This is a genomic window from Arthrobacter sp. zg.Y820 (assembly GCF_030125555.1).
In the GTDB taxonomy this organism is placed as follows: domain Bacteria; phylum Actinomycetota; class Actinomycetes; order Actinomycetales; family Micrococcaceae; genus Arthrobacter_B.
This window is the reverse complement of the sequence record NZ_JASKLX010000012.1, coordinates 258,835-277,655: the sequence shown is the minus strand read 5'-3', so window position 1 is coordinate 277,655 and position 18,821 is coordinate 258,835. Positions and strand designations below refer to the sequence as shown.

The window sequence follows — 18,821 nt, the reverse complement described above, 5'->3', positions numbered from 1 at the left end:
CCGGTGCCTGCACTGCAGGACCGGCCGCCGGAGGGGCCGAAGCGAAGGGGCCGGCAACATGCAGGTGCCGGCCCTCCCGCTTGGAGTGGGGCCGCCGGAAACCGACGGCCCCACCGGGTACTGCTAGACGCGCGGCTTTTCGCGCATTTCGAACGTCTCGATGATGTCGCCCGTGTTGACGTCGTTGAACGAGCCCAGGCCGATACCGCACTCGAAGTCCGTGCGGACCTCGGTGGCGTCGTCCTTGAACCGCTTGAGCGACTCAACGGTGAGGTTGTCACCGATGACCTTGCCGTCACGGGTGACCCGTGCCTTGGCGTTGCGTCGGATGACACCGGAGCGAACGATCGAGCCGGCGATGTTTCCGAACTTGGAGGAACGGAAGACTTCGCGGACCTCGGCGGTGCCGAGCTGGACTTCTTCGTACTCGGGCTTGAGCATGCCCTTGAGGGCGAGCTCAATGTCATCAATTGCTGCGTAGATGACCGAGTAGAAGCGCATGTCCACGCCTTCGCGCTCTGCCAGGTCGGCAACGCGCTCGGCCGGCTTGACGTTGAAGCCGATGATGACGGCGTTGTCCACCGTCGCCAGGTTGACGTCGTTCTGCGTGATGGCACCGACGCCGCGGTGGATGACGCGCAGCTGCACGCCTTCGCCAACGTCGATCTTGAGCAGCGAGTCTTCCAGGGCTTCAACGGCACCGGAAACGTCACCCTTGAGGATGAGGTTAAGGGTGTCAACCTTGCCGTCAGCAACGGCCTGGTCGAAGTCCTCGAGGCTGATGCGCTTGCGGCGCTTCGCCAGGGCGGCGTTGCGGTCCGCAGCTTCACGCTTCTCAGCGATCTGGCGGGCGGTGCGCTCGTCGTCGGTCACGAAGAACGTGTCACCGGCGCGGGGAACGTTGGACAGACCCAGCACCTGGACCGGACGGGAAGGTCCGGCCTCGGAGACGGTTTCGCCGTTCTCGTTGAACATTGCGCGGACGCGGCCGTGGGCCGTACCGGCAACGATCGTGTCGCCGACCTTCAGCGTTCCGGACTGGACCAGGACGGTGGCAACTGCACCGCGGCCCTTGTCCAGGTTGGCTTCGATCGCGATACCGCGGGCGTCCTTGTTCGGGTTGGCGCGCATGTCCAGGGCTGCGTCTGCGGTAAGCAGCACGGCCTCGAGCAGGGCGTCAATGTTGAGGTTCTGACGGGCAGAGACCTCCACGAACATGGTGTCGCCACCGTATTCCTCGGGAACCAGACCGTATTCGGTCAGCTGGCCGCGGACCTTCTCCGGGTTGGCGCCTTCCTTGTCGATCTTGTTCACTGCGACCACGATCGGCACATTGGCTGCCTGGGCGTGGTTCAGCGCTTCAATCGTCTGCGGCATGACGCCGTCGTCGGCTGCGACAACCAGGACCGCGATGTCGGTCACCTTGGCACCACGTGCACGCATGGCGGTGAACGCCTCGTGGCCCGGGGTGTCAATGAAGGTGATCGGACGCGTGGTGCCCTCGTGGTCGAACTGGATCTGGTAGGCACCGATGTGCTGGGTGATGCCGCCGGCTTCACCTTCAACCACCTTGGTGTTGCGGATGGCATCCAGCAGACGCGTCTTACCGTGGTCAACGTGACCCATGATGGTGACTACCGGAGGACGTGCCTCGAGGTCGTCGTCGCCTTCGGCTTCCAGCTCGGCATCGAAGTCGATGTCGAACGTGCTCAGCAGTTCGCGCTCTTCGTCTTCCGGCGAGACAACCTGGATCTTGTAACCCAGTTCGGCGCCCAGGATGTCGAACGTGCCTTCATCCAGGGACTGCGTGGCCGTTGCCATTTCACCGAGGTGGAACAGAACGGTCACCAGTGCTGCCGGGTTGGCCTCAATCTTGTCGGCGAAGTCCGTGATGGACGCGCCGCGGCGCAGACGGACAACAGTGTTGCCGTCGCCGCGGGGTACCGAAACGCCACCCAGCGACGGAGCTGACATCTGCTCCAGTTCCTGACGCTTTGCACGCTTCGACTTGCGCTGCTTGCCGCGTCCTGCGCCGCCCTTGCCGAAAGCACCGGCAGTGCCGCCGCGTCCGCGGCCGCCCTTGCCGAAGCCGCCGCCAACGGGTGCGCCGCCGCCTGCACCGGGTGCTCCGCCGGGTGCGCCGCCGGGGCCCCTGCGGGGTCCTCCGCCGGCACCGCCGCGGGCCGGGGCTGCCGGCCGCTCGGTGCGGTTGGGCATCATGCCCGGTGTGGGACGAGGACCGCCGGGACCGGCGGGTCGTGCCGATGCCGGACGCGGTGCGCCCGGACGGGGTGCACCGGGGCGCGGAGCGCCCGGACGCGGACCGCCGGAGCCGGCTGCCGGACGGGGACCGCCGGCGCCTGCTGCTGCGGGACGTTCGGTGTTCTCGTCACGGCGTCCCGGACGGGGCATGCCCTGGGACGGTGCAAACGGGTTGTTGCCGGGACGCGGTGCGCCCTGGCCCCGCTCGCCTTCGCCGCGGCCACGGGGACGCGGCATGCCCTGGGAAGGCGCGAAGGGGTTGTTGCCCGGACGGGGGCTTCCGGCGCCGGGACGCGGAGCGCCCGGACGGGGAGCATTTCCGCGGCTGCCGCTTTCGGCGGAAGCAGCGGGCTTTTCGGCTTCGGCAGCCTTGGGGGCCGGACGCGCGCCGGGCTTGGCGCCCGACGGTGCAGCCGGCTTGTCAGCGGCCGGGGCCGGAGACGTTTCTGCGGCGGGTGCCGGAGCAGCCGGAGCAGCCGGAGCCGTCGGCTTCTCTGCAGCGGGCGCCGGAGCGGCCGGAGCTGCTGCGACGGGTGCTGCCGGTGCCGGGGTCGGGGTCGGTGCCGACGCCGTCGGTGCTGCGGGGGCAGCGGACGGGCGCGGTCCGGGGGTTCCGGCCGGCTTGGACGCCGGCTTGGAATCCGTCGTGGATTCGGGCTTGGATTCGGACGCCGGGAAGGCGCCACGAAGTTTCTTGACTACGGGTGCCTCAATCGTTGATGAGGCGGAACGGACGAATTCGCCCAGTTCCTGCAGTTTTGCAACTGCATCCTTCGAGGTGATGCCGAGCTCTTTGGCGAGCTCGTGTACGCGGACCTTGGCCACATTTCTCCTGTCTCGGTCCGCACCGAGCCAGGTACGAACCGTCTATTTCCTGCGGGCTTCCACTGCAGTCACAGCAGAGCCCTTCACAGAGCACAAAGTACTCATCGCTGGGTACTCATCGGGTTTCCATCAGATTTCTGACCCGCTTCCAGGTTGGACGGTTTCGAGTCTGCTCCCGGTCGGAGCATCCTCAAGAGCCTTGAACCAAGCCTCCGCGTCTGTGGTGTCCACCTGACCCCGAAAGGCCCGGTGAAACGCACGTCGCCGAAGCGCTGCTGCAAAGCATGCTGTCCCGCGGTGCACCCAGGCACCGCGGCCAGACATACGGCGGTGTTCGTCGACCTGAACGGCAATACTGCCTTCAGTGACCACAGCTACCAGCCGCATCAGAACAGCCTGGTCATCCGTTTTCCTGCACCCAATGCATGTCCTCAGCGGGACATGAGCTGCAGCGCCTGAGGCTGCAGGGGACGAAAGGAAAGCGGACGGCGACCCGGCCTCATTCATTCTAACGCGTTTCTCTCCCTGTGCCGCATCCACCCAAAGACCCGGCTGCTTAGGCAGTCTTGGCGTCGGAAACGATATCGATCCGCCACCCTGTCAGCTTGGCTGCCAGACGGGCATTCTGCCCCTCCTTGCCGATTGCCAGCGACAGCTGGTAATCGGGAACGACAACCTGAGCCGACCGGGTGTCTTCGTCGGTGATGGTAACGGAATTCACGCGCGACGGCGACAGGGCGTTGGCGATGAAGGTGGCCGGATCCTCGCTGAAATCCACGATGTCAATCTTCTCATCGTGAAGCTCGGTCATGACCGCGCGGACACGCGAGCCCATCTCGCCGATGCAGGCACCCTTGGCGTTGATGCCGGAGATGTTGCCCTTGACGGCGATCTTGGTCCGGTGGCCGGCTTCACGGGCCAGCGCCACAATCTCGACACTGCCGTCGGCAATCTCGGGAACTTCCAGTTCGAAGAGCTTCCGGACCAGGCCCGGGTGGGACCGGGACAGCGTGATGGACGGGCCCTTGAAGCCGCGGCGCACGTCAACGACGAAGGCGCGCAGCCGGGAACCGTGGGTGTACTTCTCGCCCGGGACCTGCTCCGTGGGAGGCAGCAATGCCTCCACGGCGCCGAGGTTGACCTGGATCATGTGCGGGTTGTTGCCCTGCTGGATCTGGCCGGAGACGATTTCTCCCTCACGGCCCTTGAACTCGCCAACGATGGCGTCATCTTCGACGTCGCGCAGCCGCTGCAGGATAATCTGGCGGGCCGTGCTCGCGGCAATGCGGCCGAAACCGGTGGGGGTGTCGTCGAACTCGCCCACGGCCTCGCCGTCGTCGTCCAGTTCAGTGGCCCAAATGGTGACGTGCCCATTCTTGCGGTCCAGCTCTGCGCGGGCCTTGTCCTGTGCACCGGCGGTCTTGTGATAAGCCACCAGAAGCGCCTGCTCAATGGTCGGAATCAGCAGATCCAGGGGGATCTCCCGTTCGCGTTCCAGCAGCCTCAGCGCACTCATATCTATTTCCATCTAGGCCTCCTCAGCTGTGGTTTTTTCATCACTGTCGGCGACGCCGTCCAGTGGTTCGTCGTCAAGATGCGCGAATTCGACTTCGACGCGCCCCTTGCGGATGTTGCTAAAGGGCAGCGTGGTCTGCTCGCCCTGCTTCGCCTTCATGCCTTTTTTGACCGGCAGTTCCGGGATGAACGTGATGCCGTCGTCCTCAACGGAGACCAGGCGGCCTTTGACGTCGTCGCCGGTCAGGACGTTGACGCTGACCATGCGGCCGACGTTGCGGCGCCAGTGGCGCGGCTCCGTCAGCGGGCGCGACACACCCGGAGAGGAAACCTCCAGGCTGTACGGACGGCCGTCGTCGTGCGGGTCTGAATCCATCGCCTCGGAAAGCGCATGCGCGACGTCGGAGATGCGGTCGAGGCTGACGCCGCCCGCTTCTCCTTCGGGAAGGTCCACGATGACGTGTACGGTGCGGTTGGCACCGGCCATTTTGATCTCGATGTCCTCGAGGAAAAGCTGCTGCTGTTCAACCGTGGGAGCAAGGAAGTTTTTGAGCCGCTGGGTTTCAGCGGCAATCTCTGCGTGCATGGCCTTCTTGCGGTAATCCGATGACGTGTCTTTTTTGGGGCTGGGCCGAACCGCCATAGGTGCCTCCCACTAGATGATGTTGTACCTACTAGCGTACCGACTTTCCTGAGTCCCATCGGCATCGCAGCAGACGAGGGCCCGTTCATGGCATCATCGGATGTAGTGAAAAAGCCCCCGTCCCGCAGAACGCCCGCGGCCGGCCGCGCCGGACGGGCGATGGCGGTCCTGGGCGGCGTGAGGCGTACCACTCTGTTGCTGGTCCTGGCCGCAGTGGTATTGAGCCTGGGGCTGGTCGCCGGAAACGGTGCCGGCGATGACCGGCCGGCCAGTTACTCGGAAATCGCCCAGACCGACGCGCGGGCAGCGTCCCTTGAACTTGCCCGGCAGGCCGGCGAGCTGGCTAATGCCGAAGGCACCGGCAGGCTGGCTGCCGAACTCACCCGGCAGGCCGATGTCCTGGCTGAACAGTCAGCGCTCCTGATCCGCCCCGGCAGCCTCCGCCGCGGCGTCCCGCCGTTTGAGGTCCCCACCGCCGACGCCGGTCCCGCCTCGGGCGCCTCCGGCGCTGACGGCACTTCCGGCACTTCCCCCACCGACGCTGGGTATGCCGCCCGGTATGTCCAGTCGATGGCTGCAGCTGCCCACGCCAGTCTGGACGCCGCCATGCGCGCCGATGCCGGAACGGCGCGGCTGCTGGCGGCCACCGGTGCCACCCAGCAGGTCCTCGCGGTCCGCGCCGCCGTCGCCGCCGGCCTGAACCCGCCGCAGGCTTGGGAGCCGGTCGCGCCGGCCGGCTCCGACGCCCGCTGCGTGCCGGAGACCTCGGCCACCGACTCCGGACTGACGGGTGCGCCGTCTTCCGCCCCGTCGGGCGCGGCCTCCTCCGTCCCTTCGGGTGCGGCCTCCTCCGTCCCGTCGGGTGCGGCCTCCGGCACCGGCGGATCCGCCCCGGATGCCGCGGCGGCGCTGAAGGGCGCGATCGACGCGGAATACGGTGCGGCGTACGCCTACGAGGTCGCCATGGCCCGCGCCTCCGGCGTTTCCGCCCGCACTGAACTGGACGAAGCCCGGGACAGTCATCTGGCCGCCGGCGCCCAGGGGGTGCTGCTGCTGCCCGAGGTCTGCCTCCCGGCACTGACCCGTGCCCCGGCGTACTCCCTGCCGCCGTCGTTCCAGCAGGATCCCTCCGGTGCCCTTGAAGACCTTGAGACGTCCCTGCCCGCCGTTTACGCGGACCTCGCGGCGCTGGGAAGCGGAGCTGTCCGCGCCTGGGCGGTGGAGCGGCTGGCTGAGCTGAGCACCGAGCTGTACACCGGCCAGCGCGCTGTTCCGGCAGCACCCGGACTCGGGCTTGAGACCGAGGGGCTGCCGCGGTCCCCCGGCACCGCTTAGCCTGTACTCATGCCCCAACTCCCCCTGACCATTCCCGAGGCACTCCACCAGCGGTACAGCCGCGACCGTTCCGGCCGGACCTGGCTGGCCGCCCTGCCGCTGCTCGTGGCAGAGGCCATGGAGCGCTGGGACCTGGCCCTTGATCTGCCCGCGGACACCGGCCTCTGGTCCGGACACGGTGCGCTGGTCCTGCCGGTCATGTCCGCCTCGGGTGCGGCTGTGCTGAAGGTCGCCTATCCGCACGACGAAGCCCTGACCGAACCTGCCGCCCTGGGCCTGTGGGCCGGGCACGGCGCCGTGCAGCTGTACGCCAGCCATACCGACAGCGGAACCCTGCTGCTGGAACGGCTGAACGCCGACCGGAGCCTCTGTGACGTCCCGATGGACGCCGCCGTCGAGGTGTGGGGCGGGCTGGTGCGCAGGCTCTCGCTGCCGGCCGCCGACTCCCCCGCCTGGGCCGGTGTCCCCTCGCTCGCCGAACGGACGGAGCAGCTGTCCGACGAGCTGCCGGCCGACTGGGAAGAGCTGGGCCGGCCCTGCGAACGGCGTCTGCTCGAGGCGGCGCTGGAGGTCTGCCAGACGCGCGGAGCGGTGGGTCGGCGCAGCAACAACGACGTCCTGGTCCATACCGACCTGCATTTCGGCAACATTCTCTACCGCGGCAGGGACGGCGACGGCGGTTCTTCCGAGGCCTGCGGGTTTGTGGCCATCGACCCGCAGGCGATGGTTGGGGAAGCCGAGTTCGCCGCAGCCCCGATGCTCTGGAACCGGACCGAGGAGCTGGGCAGCGTCCGGCCGGAGGCGGCGCTGCGCGGGCGGCTGGCCCGGCTCTGCGCCGCGGGCGGCCTGGACCCCGAGGCCGCCCGTCAGTGGAGCGTCCTGCGGGAAGTCGCCAATGCCCTGGAGTACACCCGGGCGGGACAGCGGAAGAATGCGGCACGCTCGGTCTGGGTGGCGACAGCGATCGCGGGCTGACCGGTTCCCCTGCCATTGCGGGAGAAAGAGACAGGCTCAGCCCCGGATGTTCTCCACCCACACGTCGTAGCCAAGCTTGCAGATCAGGGCTCCAACCACCACCAGGAACACCACGCGGATGAACTTGCTGCCCTGCTTCACGGCCATCCGCGCGCCGATGTAGCCGCCGATCATGTTGGCGAAGCCCAGGATCAGCCCGATCCCCCACAGCAGCGCGCCGTTCGGCAGGAAGAACGCCAGCGCGCCGAGGTTGGTGGCCATGTTCACGATCTTGGCCTTGGCGCTGGCCGCGAGGAAGTTGTAGCCGAGGAAGGTGACCATGGAGATGATCAGGAAGGAGCCGGTTCCCGGACCGATCAGCCCGTCATAGAACCCGATCACCAGGCCGATGCCCGCGGCCGTCCCGTAGTGCCGGCGGCCCTGGTGGCGCAGCTTGGTCAGCTCACCGACCGTCGGCTGGGTCGCGGTGAACACCGCCACGACAATCAGCGCCACCACGATGATCGGCTTGAACACCGAGGACGGCAGCGACGTCGCGAGCACCGCTCCCCCGAAGCTGCCCGCCAGTGCGACGCCGGCCATGGGCAGGGCGGTGCGCAGGTCCGGATGTGCGCGCCGGTAGTAGGTGATGGCGCTGGTGGTGGTGCCGAAGATGGACCCCATCTTGTTCGTCGCCAGCGCCTGCACCGGCGTGATCCCCGGAATCAGCAGCAGGGCCGGCAGCTGCAGCAGCCCGCCGCCGCCCACCACCGCGTCCACCCAGCCGGCGGCCAGGCCCGCCACCACCACAAGGAGGATGGTGGCGAGCTGAATCTCCTCGAGACCGGAGATCACTGGGTGCTACAGCGCTGCTGCGCCGCGCACGTACTCCACCGCTTCCGCCACCGGCACGTTTTCGGCAACGCCGCTGGCGCGGTCCTTGACCTCGACGACGCCGTCGGCCAGGCCGCGGCCGACCACGAGGATCGTCGGCACGCCGATGAGCTCGGCGTCGCCGAACTTCACGCCGGGTGAGACCTTGGGACGGTCGTCATAGATGACTTCCAGTCCGGCGGCTTCGAGGTCCTCGGACAGCTTGGCTGCCGCTGCGAAGATCTCCTCGCCGCGGCCGGTGGCCACCACGTGGACATCGGCCGGGGCGACGGCGCGCGGCCAGACAATGCCCTTCTCGTCGTGGTTGGACTCGGCCAGCGCCGCGACCGCGCGGGTGACGCCCACGCCGTAGGAGCCCATGGTCACCGTGACGAGCTTGCCGTTCTTGTCCAGGACCTTCACGCCCAGGGCCTCGGCGTACTTGCGGCCAAGCTGGAAGATGTGGCCCATTTCGATGCCGCGGGCGGCTTCGAGCGGACCGGATCCGTCCGGAGCTTCGTCGCCCTCGCGCACCTCGACGGCTTCAATGACGCCGTCCCAGGTGAAGTCGCGGCCGGCAACGAGGCCGATCACGTGTTTGCCCGGGGCGTTCGCACCGGTGATCCAGCTGGTGCCGGAGACCACGCGGGGGTCCACCAGGTACAGCAGGCCGGTGGCGGATTCGGTGCCCAGCACCGGCTCGTCAACGGACAGGCCCGGGCCAATGTAGCCCTTGACCAGGCCGGGGTGCTTCTTGATGTCTTCGTCGGTGGCGGCGTCGACTTCCAGTTCGCCGCCGATCTCCACGTGGGCGGCGATGTTGGCTTCGATGCGCTTGAGGTCCACGGCGCGGTCGCCGGGAACGCCGACGACGACGATCCGGCGTTCGCCGGTGGGCAGCGTGACGGCCAGGACGACGTTCTTCAGCGTGTCAGCGGCGGTCCATTCCCCGGATTCGCGGGCAAAGCGGGCATTGACGTCGGCGACCAGGGTGTCGATCGTCGGGGTGTCCGGGGTGTCCACGACCTTCGCTTCGGGAGCGCCGGCGAAGTCGATCTCGGCGGGCGGAACGGTGCTGACGGCTTCCACATTGGCCGCATAACCGCCGGCGGAACGCACGTAAGTGTCCTCGCCGACCGGCGTCGGATGCAGGAACTCTTCGCTCTTGGAGCCGCCCATGGCGCCGGAGACTGCCGATACCACAACGATCTCCAGGCCGAGGCGCTCGAAGATGCGCAGGTAGGCGCCGCGGTGCGCCTGGTAGCTGGCCTCCAGGCCGTCGTCGTCGATGTCGAAGGAGTAGGAGTCCTTCATGATGAATTCGCGGCCGCGCAGCAGGCCGGCGCGCGGCCGGGCCTCGTCGCGGTACTTGTTCTGGATCTGGAACAGCGAGACCGGCAGGTCCTTGTACGAGTTGTACAGGTCCTTGACCAGCAGCGCGAACATTTCCTCGTGCGTGGGGGCCAGCAGGTAGTCGTTGCCCTTGCGGTCCTGCAGGCGGAACAGGTTGTCGCCGTACTCGGTCCAGCGGTTGGTGGCCTCGTAGGGTTCACGCGGCAGCAGGGCCGGGAAGTGCACTTCCTGGGCGCCGATGGCTGCCATTTCCTCGCGGATAATGGTCTCGACCTTGCCCAGGACGCGCAGCCCCAGGGGCAGCCAGGAATAGATCCCGGGGGCGGCACGGCGGATGTACCCGGCACGCACCAGCAGGCGGTGGCTGGCGACGTCGGCGTCGGAGGGGTCTTCGCGCAAAGTGCGCAGGAAAAGAGTGGAGAGTCGAAGGACCACGCTGGGTATCCGTTTCTGCAGCCGGGGCTGCATTCAAGCTGGGACAAAAGGGAAATAACGCTCCCCTCTAATCTAGCGCGTGCTGCCGCTGCCGCCGGACAGGTTGAGGGTGCCTGCTGCTGAGGCGGTTGCCGTCACAGGAAGTCAGAACAGGATGGTGGCGAAGGTGCCCACCTGCTCGAAGCCCACGGTTTCGTAGGTGGCCCGCGCCGGGGCGTTGTAGGAATTGACGTACAGGCTGACCACCGGGGCAACCTGCCGGGCAGCCTCCACTACGGCTGACATGTACGGGGCGCTGAGGCCGCGGCCGCGGTACGCCGGGTTCATCCAGACGCCCTGGATCTGGACGGCGCTGCTGGAAACGGTGCCGAGCTCGGCCTTGAACACCACCTGGCCGGAGGCGTCGAAGTCCACCAGGGACTGCTGCCGGGCGATCAGGGATTTGACCCGCTGCCGGTAGTGGTGGCTGCCGCCCGAGACGGGCGAGTACCCCACCTCCTCCTCGAACATGGCGGCGCAGGCGGGCAGCAGGACGTCGAGTTCCGAGGGCTGGGCGTAACGCAGCCCGGGAGCCGGCTGCACCTGAGAAACCCCGGTCATCTGCAGCAGCGGCTGGTCGCTGCGCACGTCAAAGGGCTGGGGGCTGGAGTACTGCAGCTGGGACCAGATGGACAGCACTGCCTCGGCGGGTCCGAAAATGGACGAGTAGCGGCGTCCGGACCGTGCCAGGTAAGCGCCGATTTCCGGGCCGGTGTCCGCCGTGACGCCCACGGGCACCACATTGACCCCGGCCCAGCAGGCGGCGGTGAGTTCCCCGCCGTCGAAAACGCCGACGACCCGCCCGCCGGCCGGCGTGGGCGCAGCGCTGCGGGTCGTCTCGAGCTGGGAGAGCAGGAAGATATTGGCAACCGGGTCAGCCTCGGCCAGGGCCCAGAGGGCAGCCGTGTCTTCCGCGTCCAGGACGCGGAGCGTCCCGGAATGGCCGCCGCGGACATCCTGCCCGCTGCGTGAAGTGGCGCCGGTCCTAGCCGACAGTAACCATGGGGCCACCCGTGCCAGCATTTTCGCCATCGGACTCCCCCATACTTTCTGCGATCTTCATAGCCTCTTCAATGAGGGTCTCAACGATCTGGTCTTCGGGAACAGTCTTAATGACCTCTCCCTTCACAAAGATCTGGCCTTTGCCGTTGCCGGAGGCCACGCCGAGGTCAGCTTCACGGGCTTCACCGGGTCCGTTGACGACGCAGCCCATGACGGCGACGCGAAGCGGAACGTCCATGCCTTCGAGCCCGGCGGTTACCTGCTCTGCGAGAGTGTACACGTCAACCTGCGCGCGGCCGCAGGAGGGGCAGGACACAATTTCCAGCTTGCGCGGCCGCAGGTTCAGCGACTGCAGGATCTGGTTGCCCACCTTGATTTCCTCCACGGGAGGAGCGGACAGCGAGACGCGGATGGTATCGCCGATGCCCTTCGCCAGCAGCGCACCGAAGGCGGTGGCGGACTTGATGGTCCCCTGGAACGCCGGACCGGCTTCGGTGACGCCCAGGTGCAGCGGCCAGTCCCCGCGTTCGGCGAGGAGCTCGTAGGCGCGGACCATGACCACGGGGTCGTTGTGCTTCACGGAGATCTTGAAGTCATGGAAGTCGTGTTCCTCGAACAGGGACGCTTCCCAGACAGCGGATTCCACCAGGGCCTCGGGGGTGGCCTTGCCGTATTTGGCGAGCAGGCGCGGATCCAGCGACCCGGCGTTGACGCCGATCCGGATGGAGGTGCCGTGGTCCTTGGCGGCCTGCGCGATTTCCTTGATCTGGTCGTCGAACTTCCGGATGTTGCCCGGGTTCACCCGGACCGCGGCGCAGCCGGCCTCAATAGCGGCGAAGACGTACTTCGGCTGGAAGTGGATGTCAGCGATCACGGGGATCTGCGACTTCTTGGCGATGATCGGCAGCGCTGCTGCGTCATCGGCACTGGGGCAGGCCACCCGGACAATGTCGCAGCCGGAGGCCGTCAGCTCGGCAATCTGCTGCAGGGTGGCGTTGATGTCCGTGGTGGGCGTGGTCGTCATGGACTGGACGCTGATGGGGAAATCGGATCCAACCCCCACTGACCCCACTTTGATCTGGCGGGTTTTGCGCCGCGGTGCAAGGGTGGGCGGCGGTGCTGCTGGCATTCCAAGGTTGACCGAGGTCAAAACGTCCTCCATGTGCCTTATCGGCAGTTATTCGGCTAAAGCGCACTGCGGATGCGCTAATCCATTATCCACCCCGCACCGGTGCGGGGTGTACGGATATCGTTCAGGGCTTAGACGAGATGGGCGAAGGCGCCCACTGCCGGCTCCCATTCGGTGGTCTTCATGCCCGAAATGGCGCCCACGGCGGCGAAGGGATCCTGCATGAGGAGGTTGGAAAGATCAACTTCGTCCTCGGCGGTGAAAATCAGCAGCGCGCCGGCGCCGTCAGTAAACGGACCCGAGGCCAGCAGGCGTCCCTGGTCCACCAGGCCGGACAGCCACTGGCGGTGGGTGGGGCGGTGCTCATCACGGATGGAGGCGGAATCGGCGTCGTACACGTACTCAACTGCAAAAATACTCATGGCTCCAGCGTACGGGATCGTCGACTCAGAGCAGGAAGGCCCGTGCCGCGGCAGCCACGCCCGCCGCCCACAGCATGGAGGCCAGGGTCCCGATAATGAAGCGCTCAGCAGCCGCCGGTGTGTCTTTAAGCTCGGCGTAGCGGCCCAGGCCCTTGATGGCCACGACGTACGCAATGGCCACGGGTTCGGAGGCCAGCACCGAAGCCGCCACGGCCAGCCGCTCGAGGACGCCGATCACCAGCCCGCCGCGGAGCACCGATCCCGGGGCCGGACTGCTGCCCGGCCGGGAACCCGCGGCTGCCGGCGGGCGGGCAGGCGGGTCGGGCAGGGCCGGCAGGGCCCGGCCCGCGGGGATCCGCGCACCGCGGCCGAATTCGGCGTCCAGATCCTGATCAGCCGCGGGATCGGCCTCGGCAAAGGGCGGACCGGAGTCTTCCACGGCGCGCGCCAGCCGCAGCACCCCGGCCGTGACCGGCCAGCCGAGGACGGCGGCCACCAGCAGCGTCAGGACAATCCAGACGAACTCCATCAGAGGTGCTCCGTTTCCCCGGCGGCGGGTGTTTCATCGGCGCGGGCGAGCAGGACGGATGCGGCGGGACGGGCCGCCCACTCCTCCTGCCAGCCGGCGCGGGCTATGGTCTTGCCCACGGATTGCGGGCTGATCCCGAGCTTACGGGCGGCAGCGCTCTGGGCTCCCCAGATGCCTGGTTCAACCTGCTCCAGTATCCGCCACTGCTCGGCGGTCCGGTCGCGGATCAGCCGCCCAATCAGCACGAGCACGGCTTCCGCCTCCGCGGCGCCGGCAGGCCCGGTCACGGCGACGGGCGGGCGGTCACCGGTTTTTTTGGCGCGGTCCACGGCGTCCCGGGCCGCGAAGAAGGCGGGGCCGGATGCCTCGCGGGTGCCGGCGGGCAGCGGCGTGTCCACCGGGCCGACGCCGATGCCCACCGACCAGTGCCCGTCCCGCAGGGCGCGCAGCGCGGCTTCCACCGCCACGTCCGCCTGCGCGGTGACGCCCTGGACTTCGTCGCCCACCGAGCGTTCGAAGGGCAACTCCATGCGCAGGTCGCCGAGGAGCGCCAGCAGGTCCGGGACCCGGTCCCGGCTGCTGCGGCTCCCCTTTTGGTCGATGGTCAGGACGAACATTTCACGCCGGATCGGCAGCAGGGCTTCTTCATGTTGAAACCGTATCCGGTTGTAATTGGAATCACAACCAGATTCGGCTTCAAATGGAGCAGGTCCCCGGCACCGCGGCGTGCCCTAGTTGAAGAGGCTCACCGGTTTCACAATGTCCGCATAGATGAGCAGGGCACTCATGCCCATGAGCAGGATCGCCACGACGTAGGTCACCGGCAGCATCTTGGCCAGGTCGAAGTGCCCGGGGTCCGGGCGCTTGAAGAGCTTGGCAACGCGCCGGCGCAGCCCCTCCCAGAGGGCCCCGGCCACGTGGCCGCCGTCGAGCGGGAGCAGCGGAATGAGGTTGAAGACGAAGAGTGCCAGGTTGACGCTGGCCACCAGGCCCAGCAGCGTGGCGACCCGGCTTTCCATCGGCACCTCTTCCATCGAGGAGATCTCCCCGGCGATGCGGCCCACACCAACCACGCTGATCGGACCGTTGGGATCCCGCTCTTCGGAGGAGAACGCCGCCTGGGCGACGTCGACCACGCGCTGCGGCAGATTGATCACCACGCCGGCGATGCTCTGCAGGTTCTCCCCGACCGTTGGCAGCACCTCGGCCCCGGGCTGGCGGACCAGCTCGGTGGAGGCGGCGACGCCGATGAAGCCGACTTCCCGGGTCACGGCGTTGCCGGCGTCGTCCACGGCGGGGGCGCCGTCGTCGTCGGCCACGGGACGTTCGGTCAGCAGCGGGGTGATGACGGTGTCCTGCTCGACGCCGTCGCGCACGTAGGTGATGGGCACCGACTGGCCGGCCGCGTCCCGGATCCGGGAGGACAGATCCTCCCAGGAGTCGACCGGGCTGCCGTTGAACGCGGTGATGGTGTCACCGGGCAGCAGCCCCGCTTCGTATGCGGGGGCGGCCGGATCCTCCGCGGTGCATTCGGTCTGCCCCTCGGCGGCCTGGTCGGAGGTGATGACGCACTGGTTGACTTCGGCCAGCGTGGTGGTGCTCTGCGCGGTGCCGAAGCCCATGAGCAGGACGGCGAACAGCACCACGCCGATCAGCAGGTTCATGAACGGGCCGCCGAGCATGATGATGATGCGCTTCCAGATCGGCAGGTTGTAGAACACCCGCTTTTCGTCGCCGGGCTGCAGCTGTTCGGCAGCGGCGGCGCGGGCATCCGTGGCCAGCTGCGAGAACATGCCGGTGCTGGAGCTGCGGACGGTGCCCTCGGCGTCGTCGGCCTTGTTCGGCGGGTACATCCCGACCATGGACACGTAACCGCCCAGCGGCAGGGCCTTGACACCGTATTCGGTCTCCCCGCGGCGGCGCGAGAACACTGTCGGGCCGAACCCGATCATGTACTGCGTCACCCGCACCTTGAAGGCCTTGGCCGGCACCAGGTGGCCCACCTCGTGCAGGGCGATGGACGCGGCGATTCCCACCGCCACGAACAGGACGCCCAGGATGAAGAGGAGAACGGTCAACGGATTTCCTTCGGGTCAAGAGGGCTGCGCGGTTGCATGGTCAGCGTCCGCAGCGTTTCCGGGCGGCGGCGCGGGCCCAGTCTTCCGCGGCCAGCACCGACTCCAGCGTCAGCGGCGCGGTGTCGGTGTGCTCAGCCAGTACGGCGGCGATCGTATCAACGATGTCTGTGAATCCGATGAGACCGTCGTGGAACGCGTCAACGGCTTCTTCATTGGCTGCGTTGTAAACGGCCATGCCCGTGCCGCCGGCCGCGGCGGTGCGCTTGGCCAGCGCGACGGCGGGGAACGCTTCCTCGTCCAGCGGTTCGAAGGTCCACTCGGAGGCGGTGGTCCAGTCGAAGGGCTTCGAGGCTCCGGGAACGCGGTGCGGCCAGCCCATGCCCAGGGCAATTGGCAGGCGCATGTCCGGCGGTGAGGCCTGGGCGATGGTGGAGCCGTCCACGAACTGGACCATGGAATGCACCATGGACTGCGGATGCACGACGACGTCGATCCGATCCAGCGGCACGTCGAAGAGCAGGTGGGCCTCGATCACTTCCAGTGCCTTGTTGACCATGGAGGCGGAGTTGGTGGTGACCATCCGGCCCATCTTCCAGGTGGGATGCGCCAGCGCCTGGTCGGGCGTGACGTTCTCCAGTTCGCTGCGTTTCATGCCGCGGAACGGGCCGCCGGAGGCCGTGACGATCAGTCGGTCCACTTCCTGCTGCGTTCCGGAGCGCAGGGCCTGGGCCAGGGCGGAGTGTTCGGAGTCCACCGGAACCAGCTGCCCGGGGGCCGCGGCACGCTTGACCAGCTCGCCGCCGACGATCAGGGATTCCTTGTTGGCCAGGGCCAGCAGGTGGCCGGCGGCCAGTGCGGCGAGCGTGGGTTCGAGGCCGATGGAGCCGGTGATGCCGTTGAGGACCACTTCGGCTTCGGGCCAGGCGGCGACGGCGGTGGCGGCGGACGGACCGGTGAAGAGTTCCGGATCATAATCGGTGACGCCGGCCTCGCGGGCGGCGTCCTGCACGGCGGCGTGCAGGGTGGCGGTATCCACCGAGGCGCAGCCGACGGCGTTGGCCCGGGTGTGGACGGCCTGCCGGGCGAGCAGTTCCAGGTTGGATCCGCCCGCGGCCAGCGCGACGATCGTGAAGCGGTCCGGGGCGGCGTCGGCCACGTCTATGGCCTGCGTGCCGATTGACCCGGTGGAACCCAGGAGCACCACCCGGCGCGGAACGCCCTCAGTGCTGCCAAAGGGCCGGTCGGTTGCTGCTGCGGATGGGATGCCGGAAGAACCTGGAAGCTGCATGCTTCCAGTATCGCGCACGTATGGCGCATCGCGGGGGTGAATGGAGTGGCGGCGCCGTCGCTGCACTCTCGGCGTCCTGGCCGCACTCGCACCCGCCATAGCTGCACACTCGGCGCCCCGGCAGCGCACGAACCCGCCATAGCTGCACACTCGGCGCCCCGGTCCCGGCGAGAGCGCAGGTCTGGTCGTTTTACGGGCGAAGCCGGCCGTCGAGAGTGCACGTCTGGTGACTTGGCCCCGAGCAAACCCGCCATAGCTGCACATTCGGCACCCCGGCAGCGCTCAAACCCGCCAAAGCTGCACACTCGGCGCCCCGGTCGCGGCGAGAGTGCAGATCTGGTCGCTTACGGCCAGACGCGGCACGCCGGCCGAGCACTGGTTCCCACCCTTTGGGGCAGGTGTGGCGCGTGAGATCCCACCAGCCCCGGAAGTGAACACACAGTGGGATCCCGTGCTGGAGGGAAGGCGGAAGCCCGCCGCCGGCGACCGATATTTGGGAAGCCAGAGAAAGGCCCGGGCCGGAGTTAGAGCGTGATGGGCAGTGCCGACACGGCGTCCGGAATGCTGTCGTCGCCGGAAACCACGGACAGGGCCTGCCGGCTGCCGCGGCCGGTGTTGACCAGCTCCGCGAGCACGGCGGCGACGTCGTGCCGGGGAATGCTGCCCGGCACCTCCGACGGGCCAAGGTTCACCAGGCCCACGGCTTGGTCATCGGTGAGCCGGCCCGGCCGGAGAATGGTCCAGTCCAGGTCGCGCGTCATGAGGTCCTCCTCGGCAGCGAGCTTCGCCGTGAGGTAGGCGTACATGATGTCGTCGAGGCCGTCCGGCCGGCTGCCCCCTCGGACGGCATCCAGCCCGGCGGAGGAGATCTGCACAAACCGGGTCACGCCGGCCTGCTCGGCGCCCTCGGCCAGCAGCACGGCGGCGCCGCGGTCGACACTGTCCTTGCGGGCCGCGCCGCTGCCCGGTCCGGAACCAGCAGCAAAAATGGCCACGTCCGCACCGGTGAGGACCTGAATGACGTCGTCGCTAATGCTGTTTTCCAGGTCGATGACAACCGGGGCGACGCCGTCGTCCTCCAGATCGGAGATCTGGTCCGGGTTCCGGATCAGGCCGGCGACATCGTGACCGTGGGCGGCCAGCAGCCGGCCCAGTTCGCGGGCAATCTGTCCATGGGCTCCTGCTATGACTATGCGCATCTTATGAAGGTAGCGCAGCCCGCGCGCAGATGCCCGGGAAGTTCCCGGATTGGGGCCGTTCCCCGCTTGTCCCGCCCGCAGCCTCAGCGACCCGCGCGGCTCAGCCTCAGCGACCGGCGCGGCTCAGCGTCTGGCGTGCCTGCTTCAGCAGCGGGCCGTCGATCATCTCGCCGCGGAAGCTGAACACCCCGCCGTGGTTGGCGGCCTCGGCGATGACGTCCGTTGCGTAGGCGACCTCGTCGGCGGAGGGCGCATAGGCCGCGCGGACCGCCGCCACCTGTCCGGGGTGAATGCAGGCCTTGGCCGCGAAACCGGAGGCTGCGCCGTCGCGCGCCTCATCCTCAAGCCCCCGGGTGTCCGGGATGTTCCCGTAAATCGAGTCAATTGCCCCCTTGCCGAAGGCACCGCCAGCGAGCAGCACGGCGGCCCGGGCATGCTGTGCCACGCCGCGGTAGCTGCCGTCGGCAAAACGGCTGGATTCCCCGCCGAGGGAAGCCATCAGGTCCTCAGCACCCCACATCAGGGCGGTTACGCAGGGCACCTGGGCTATCTCCGGCGCGCGGACCACGCCCAGGGCGGTTTCCACGAGGGCGACGACGGCGAAGTCCGCGAGCGCTGCACCGATGGCTGAGGGGTCTTCGGCCTTGGCGACCATCAGCGTCCGGTACGGCGTCTGCCGGATGGCGGCCAGGTCCTGCTCAAAATCGGCGGTTCCCACCGGGTTCACCCGCACGATGGTGGTTGCCGGATCCAGATCCGAGGCCACCAGGTTCCGGCGGGCGGCGTCCTTGTCGGCCGGGGCGACGGCGTCCTCCAGGTCCAGGATGACCGCGTCGGCCCGGTCGGCCGCCTTCGCGAACCGCTCGGGGCGGTCCGCCGGGCAGAAAAGCAGGGCGGGGCCCATGGGGAATGTCGTCACTGTGGGGGTCTCCTTCGGGTT

The 18,821-nt window shown here is 68.0% G+C and carries 17 protein-coding genes; 2 read left to right on the top strand and 15 right to left on the bottom strand.

Annotated elements, in window-relative coordinates; all coding sequences use genetic code 11:
- Positions 1–123 precede the first annotated feature (123 nt).
- From infB to rimP, 4 genes are all read right to left on the bottom strand, one after another.
- Complete coding sequence (infB, locus tag QNN99_RS15055; RefSeq protein ID WP_229967529.1) at positions 124–3,087, bottom strand: translation initiation factor IF-2; 2,964 nt, start codon at positions 3,085–3,087, stop codon at positions 124–126.
- Between the two features lie 129 nt (positions 3,088–3,216).
- Positions 3,217–3,594 (bottom strand): YlxR family protein, encoded by a 378-nt coding sequence (locus tag QNN99_RS15050; protein ID WP_269439239.1) that lies wholly within the window; start codon positions 3,592–3,594, stop codon positions 3,217–3,219.
- A 49-nt stretch (positions 3,595–3,643) separates the two neighbouring features.
- On the bottom strand, positions 3,644–4,615 hold the full coding sequence (gene nusA, locus QNN99_RS15045; protein WP_229967527.1) for a transcription termination factor NusA: 972 nt from the start codon (positions 4,613–4,615) through the stop codon (positions 3,644–3,646).
- Complete coding sequence (gene rimP / locus QNN99_RS15040; protein WP_331461792.1) at positions 4,616–5,245, bottom strand: ribosome maturation factor RimP; 630 nt, start codon at positions 5,243–5,245, stop codon at positions 4,616–4,618.
- Between the two features lie 87 nt (positions 5,246–5,332).
- Between rimP and QNN99_RS15035 the strand changes: the two genes are divergently transcribed.
- A complete protein-coding gene (locus QNN99_RS15035; protein ID WP_269439231.1) occupies positions 5,333–6,580 on the top strand; it encodes a DUF4439 domain-containing protein in 1,248 nt (415 codons plus the stop codon).
- A gap of 9 nt (positions 6,581–6,589) precedes the next feature.
- A complete protein-coding gene (locus tag QNN99_RS15030) occupies positions 6,590–7,555 on the top strand; it encodes an aminoglycoside phosphotransferase family protein (RefSeq protein ID WP_229967525.1) in 966 nt (321 codons plus the stop codon).
- Positions 7,556–7,591: 36 nt separating this feature from the next.
- Here the strand turns inward: QNN99_RS15030 and QNN99_RS15025 are convergent, their stop codons facing one another.
- The 11 genes from QNN99_RS15025 to QNN99_RS14975 form a co-directional block, all read right to left on the bottom strand.
- On the bottom strand, positions 7,592–8,389 hold the full coding sequence (locus tag QNN99_RS15025; protein ID WP_229967523.1) for a sulfite exporter TauE/SafE family protein: 798 nt from the start codon (positions 8,387–8,389) through the stop codon (positions 7,592–7,594).
- A gap of 6 nt (positions 8,390–8,395) precedes the next feature.
- A complete protein-coding gene (locus QNN99_RS15020; RefSeq protein WP_229967514.1) occupies positions 8,396–10,195 on the bottom strand; it encodes a proline--tRNA ligase in 1,800 nt (599 codons plus the stop codon).
- A gap of 144 nt (positions 10,196–10,339) precedes the next feature.
- A complete protein-coding gene (locus QNN99_RS15015) occupies positions 10,340–11,245 on the bottom strand; it encodes a GNAT family N-acetyltransferase (RefSeq protein WP_331461791.1) in 906 nt (301 codons plus the stop codon).
- On the bottom strand, positions 11,220–12,386 hold the full coding sequence (gene ispG, locus QNN99_RS15010; RefSeq protein ID WP_229967512.1) for a flavodoxin-dependent (E)-4-hydroxy-3-methylbut-2-enyl-diphosphate synthase: 1,167 nt from the start codon (positions 12,384–12,386) through the stop codon (positions 11,220–11,222). Before ispG ends, QNN99_RS15015 begins: the two co-directional genes overlap by 26 nt.
- Positions 12,387–12,496: 110 nt before the next feature.
- Complete coding sequence (locus QNN99_RS15005) at positions 12,497–12,787, bottom strand: YciI family protein (protein WP_229967510.1); 291 nt, start codon at positions 12,785–12,787, stop codon at positions 12,497–12,499.
- Between the two features lie 25 nt (positions 12,788–12,812).
- A complete protein-coding gene (locus QNN99_RS15000) occupies positions 12,813–13,316 on the bottom strand; it encodes a hypothetical protein (protein WP_229967508.1) in 504 nt (167 codons plus the stop codon).
- Entirely contained in the window at positions 13,316–13,933 is a 618-nt protein-coding gene (locus tag QNN99_RS14995) for a SatD family protein (RefSeq protein WP_229967506.1), read from the bottom strand. The genes QNN99_RS15000 and QNN99_RS14995 overlap by 1 nt, the downstream gene beginning before the upstream one ends.
- 114 nt (positions 13,934–14,047) lie before the next feature.
- Entirely contained in the window at positions 14,048–15,394 is a 1,347-nt protein-coding gene (locus tag QNN99_RS14990) for a M50 family metallopeptidase (RefSeq protein WP_229967499.1), read from the bottom strand.
- 40 nt (positions 15,395–15,434) lie between these two features.
- Positions 15,435–16,682 carry a 1-deoxy-D-xylulose-5-phosphate reductoisomerase gene (gene dxr, locus QNN99_RS14985; protein WP_229967497.1) on the bottom strand — a complete coding sequence of 416 codons (1,248 nt, stop codon included), beginning with the start codon at positions 16,680–16,682 and terminating at the stop codon, positions 15,435–15,437.
- A 524-nt stretch (positions 16,683–17,206) separates the two neighbouring features.
- Complete coding sequence (locus QNN99_RS14980; RefSeq protein WP_229967495.1) at positions 17,207–17,881, bottom strand: SDR family oxidoreductase; 675 nt, start codon at positions 17,879–17,881, stop codon at positions 17,207–17,209.
- Between the two features lie 106 nt (positions 17,882–17,987).
- Positions 17,988–18,785, bottom strand: a complete 798-nt coding sequence (locus QNN99_RS14975) for an HpcH/HpaI aldolase/citrate lyase family protein (protein WP_229967585.1) — start codon at positions 18,783–18,785, stop codon at positions 17,988–17,990.
- Between the last annotated feature and the right edge of the window lie 36 nt (positions 18,786–18,821).

Bases quoted from the DNA above. Each gene is read 5' to 3' on its own strand.
- QNN99_RS15050 (WP_269439239.1), bottom strand. From the start codon at position 3,594: ATGAATGAGGCCGGGTCGCCGTCCGCTTTCCTTTCGTCCCCTGCAGCC.
- nusA (WP_229967527.1), bottom strand. From the start codon at position 4,615: ATGGAAATAGATATGAGTGCGCTGAGGCTGCTGGAACGCGAACGGGAG.
- rimP (WP_331461792.1), bottom strand. From the start codon at position 5,245: ATGGCGGTTCGGCCCAGCCCCAAAAAAGACACGTCATCGGATTACCGC.
- QNN99_RS15035 (WP_269439231.1), top strand. From the start codon at position 5,333: ATGGCATCATCGGATGTAGTGAAAAAGCCCCCGTCCCGCAGAACGCCC.
- QNN99_RS15030 (WP_229967525.1), top strand. From the start codon at position 6,590: ATGCCCCAACTCCCCCTGACCATTCCCGAGGCACTCCACCAGCGGTAC.
- QNN99_RS15005 (WP_229967510.1), bottom strand. From the start codon at position 12,787: ATGAGTATTTTTGCAGTTGAGTACGTGTACGACGCCGATTCCGCCTCC.
- QNN99_RS15000 (WP_229967508.1), bottom strand. From the start codon at position 13,316: ATGGAGTTCGTCTGGATTGTCCTGACGCTGCTGGTGGCCGCCGTCCTC.
- QNN99_RS14995 (WP_229967506.1), bottom strand. From the start codon at position 13,933: ATGTTCGTCCTGACCATCGACCAAAAGGGGAGCCGCAGCAGCCGGGAC.
- dxr (WP_229967497.1), bottom strand. From the start codon at position 16,682: ATGCAGCTTCCAGGTTCTTCCGGCATCCCATCCGCAGCAGCAACCGAC.
- QNN99_RS14980 (WP_229967495.1), bottom strand. From the start codon at position 17,881: ATGCGCATAGTCATAGCAGGAGCCCATGGACAGATTGCCCGCGAACTG.
- QNN99_RS14975 (WP_229967585.1), bottom strand. From the start codon at position 18,785: ATGGGCCCCGCCCTGCTTTTCTGCCCGGCGGACCGCCCCGAGCGGTTC.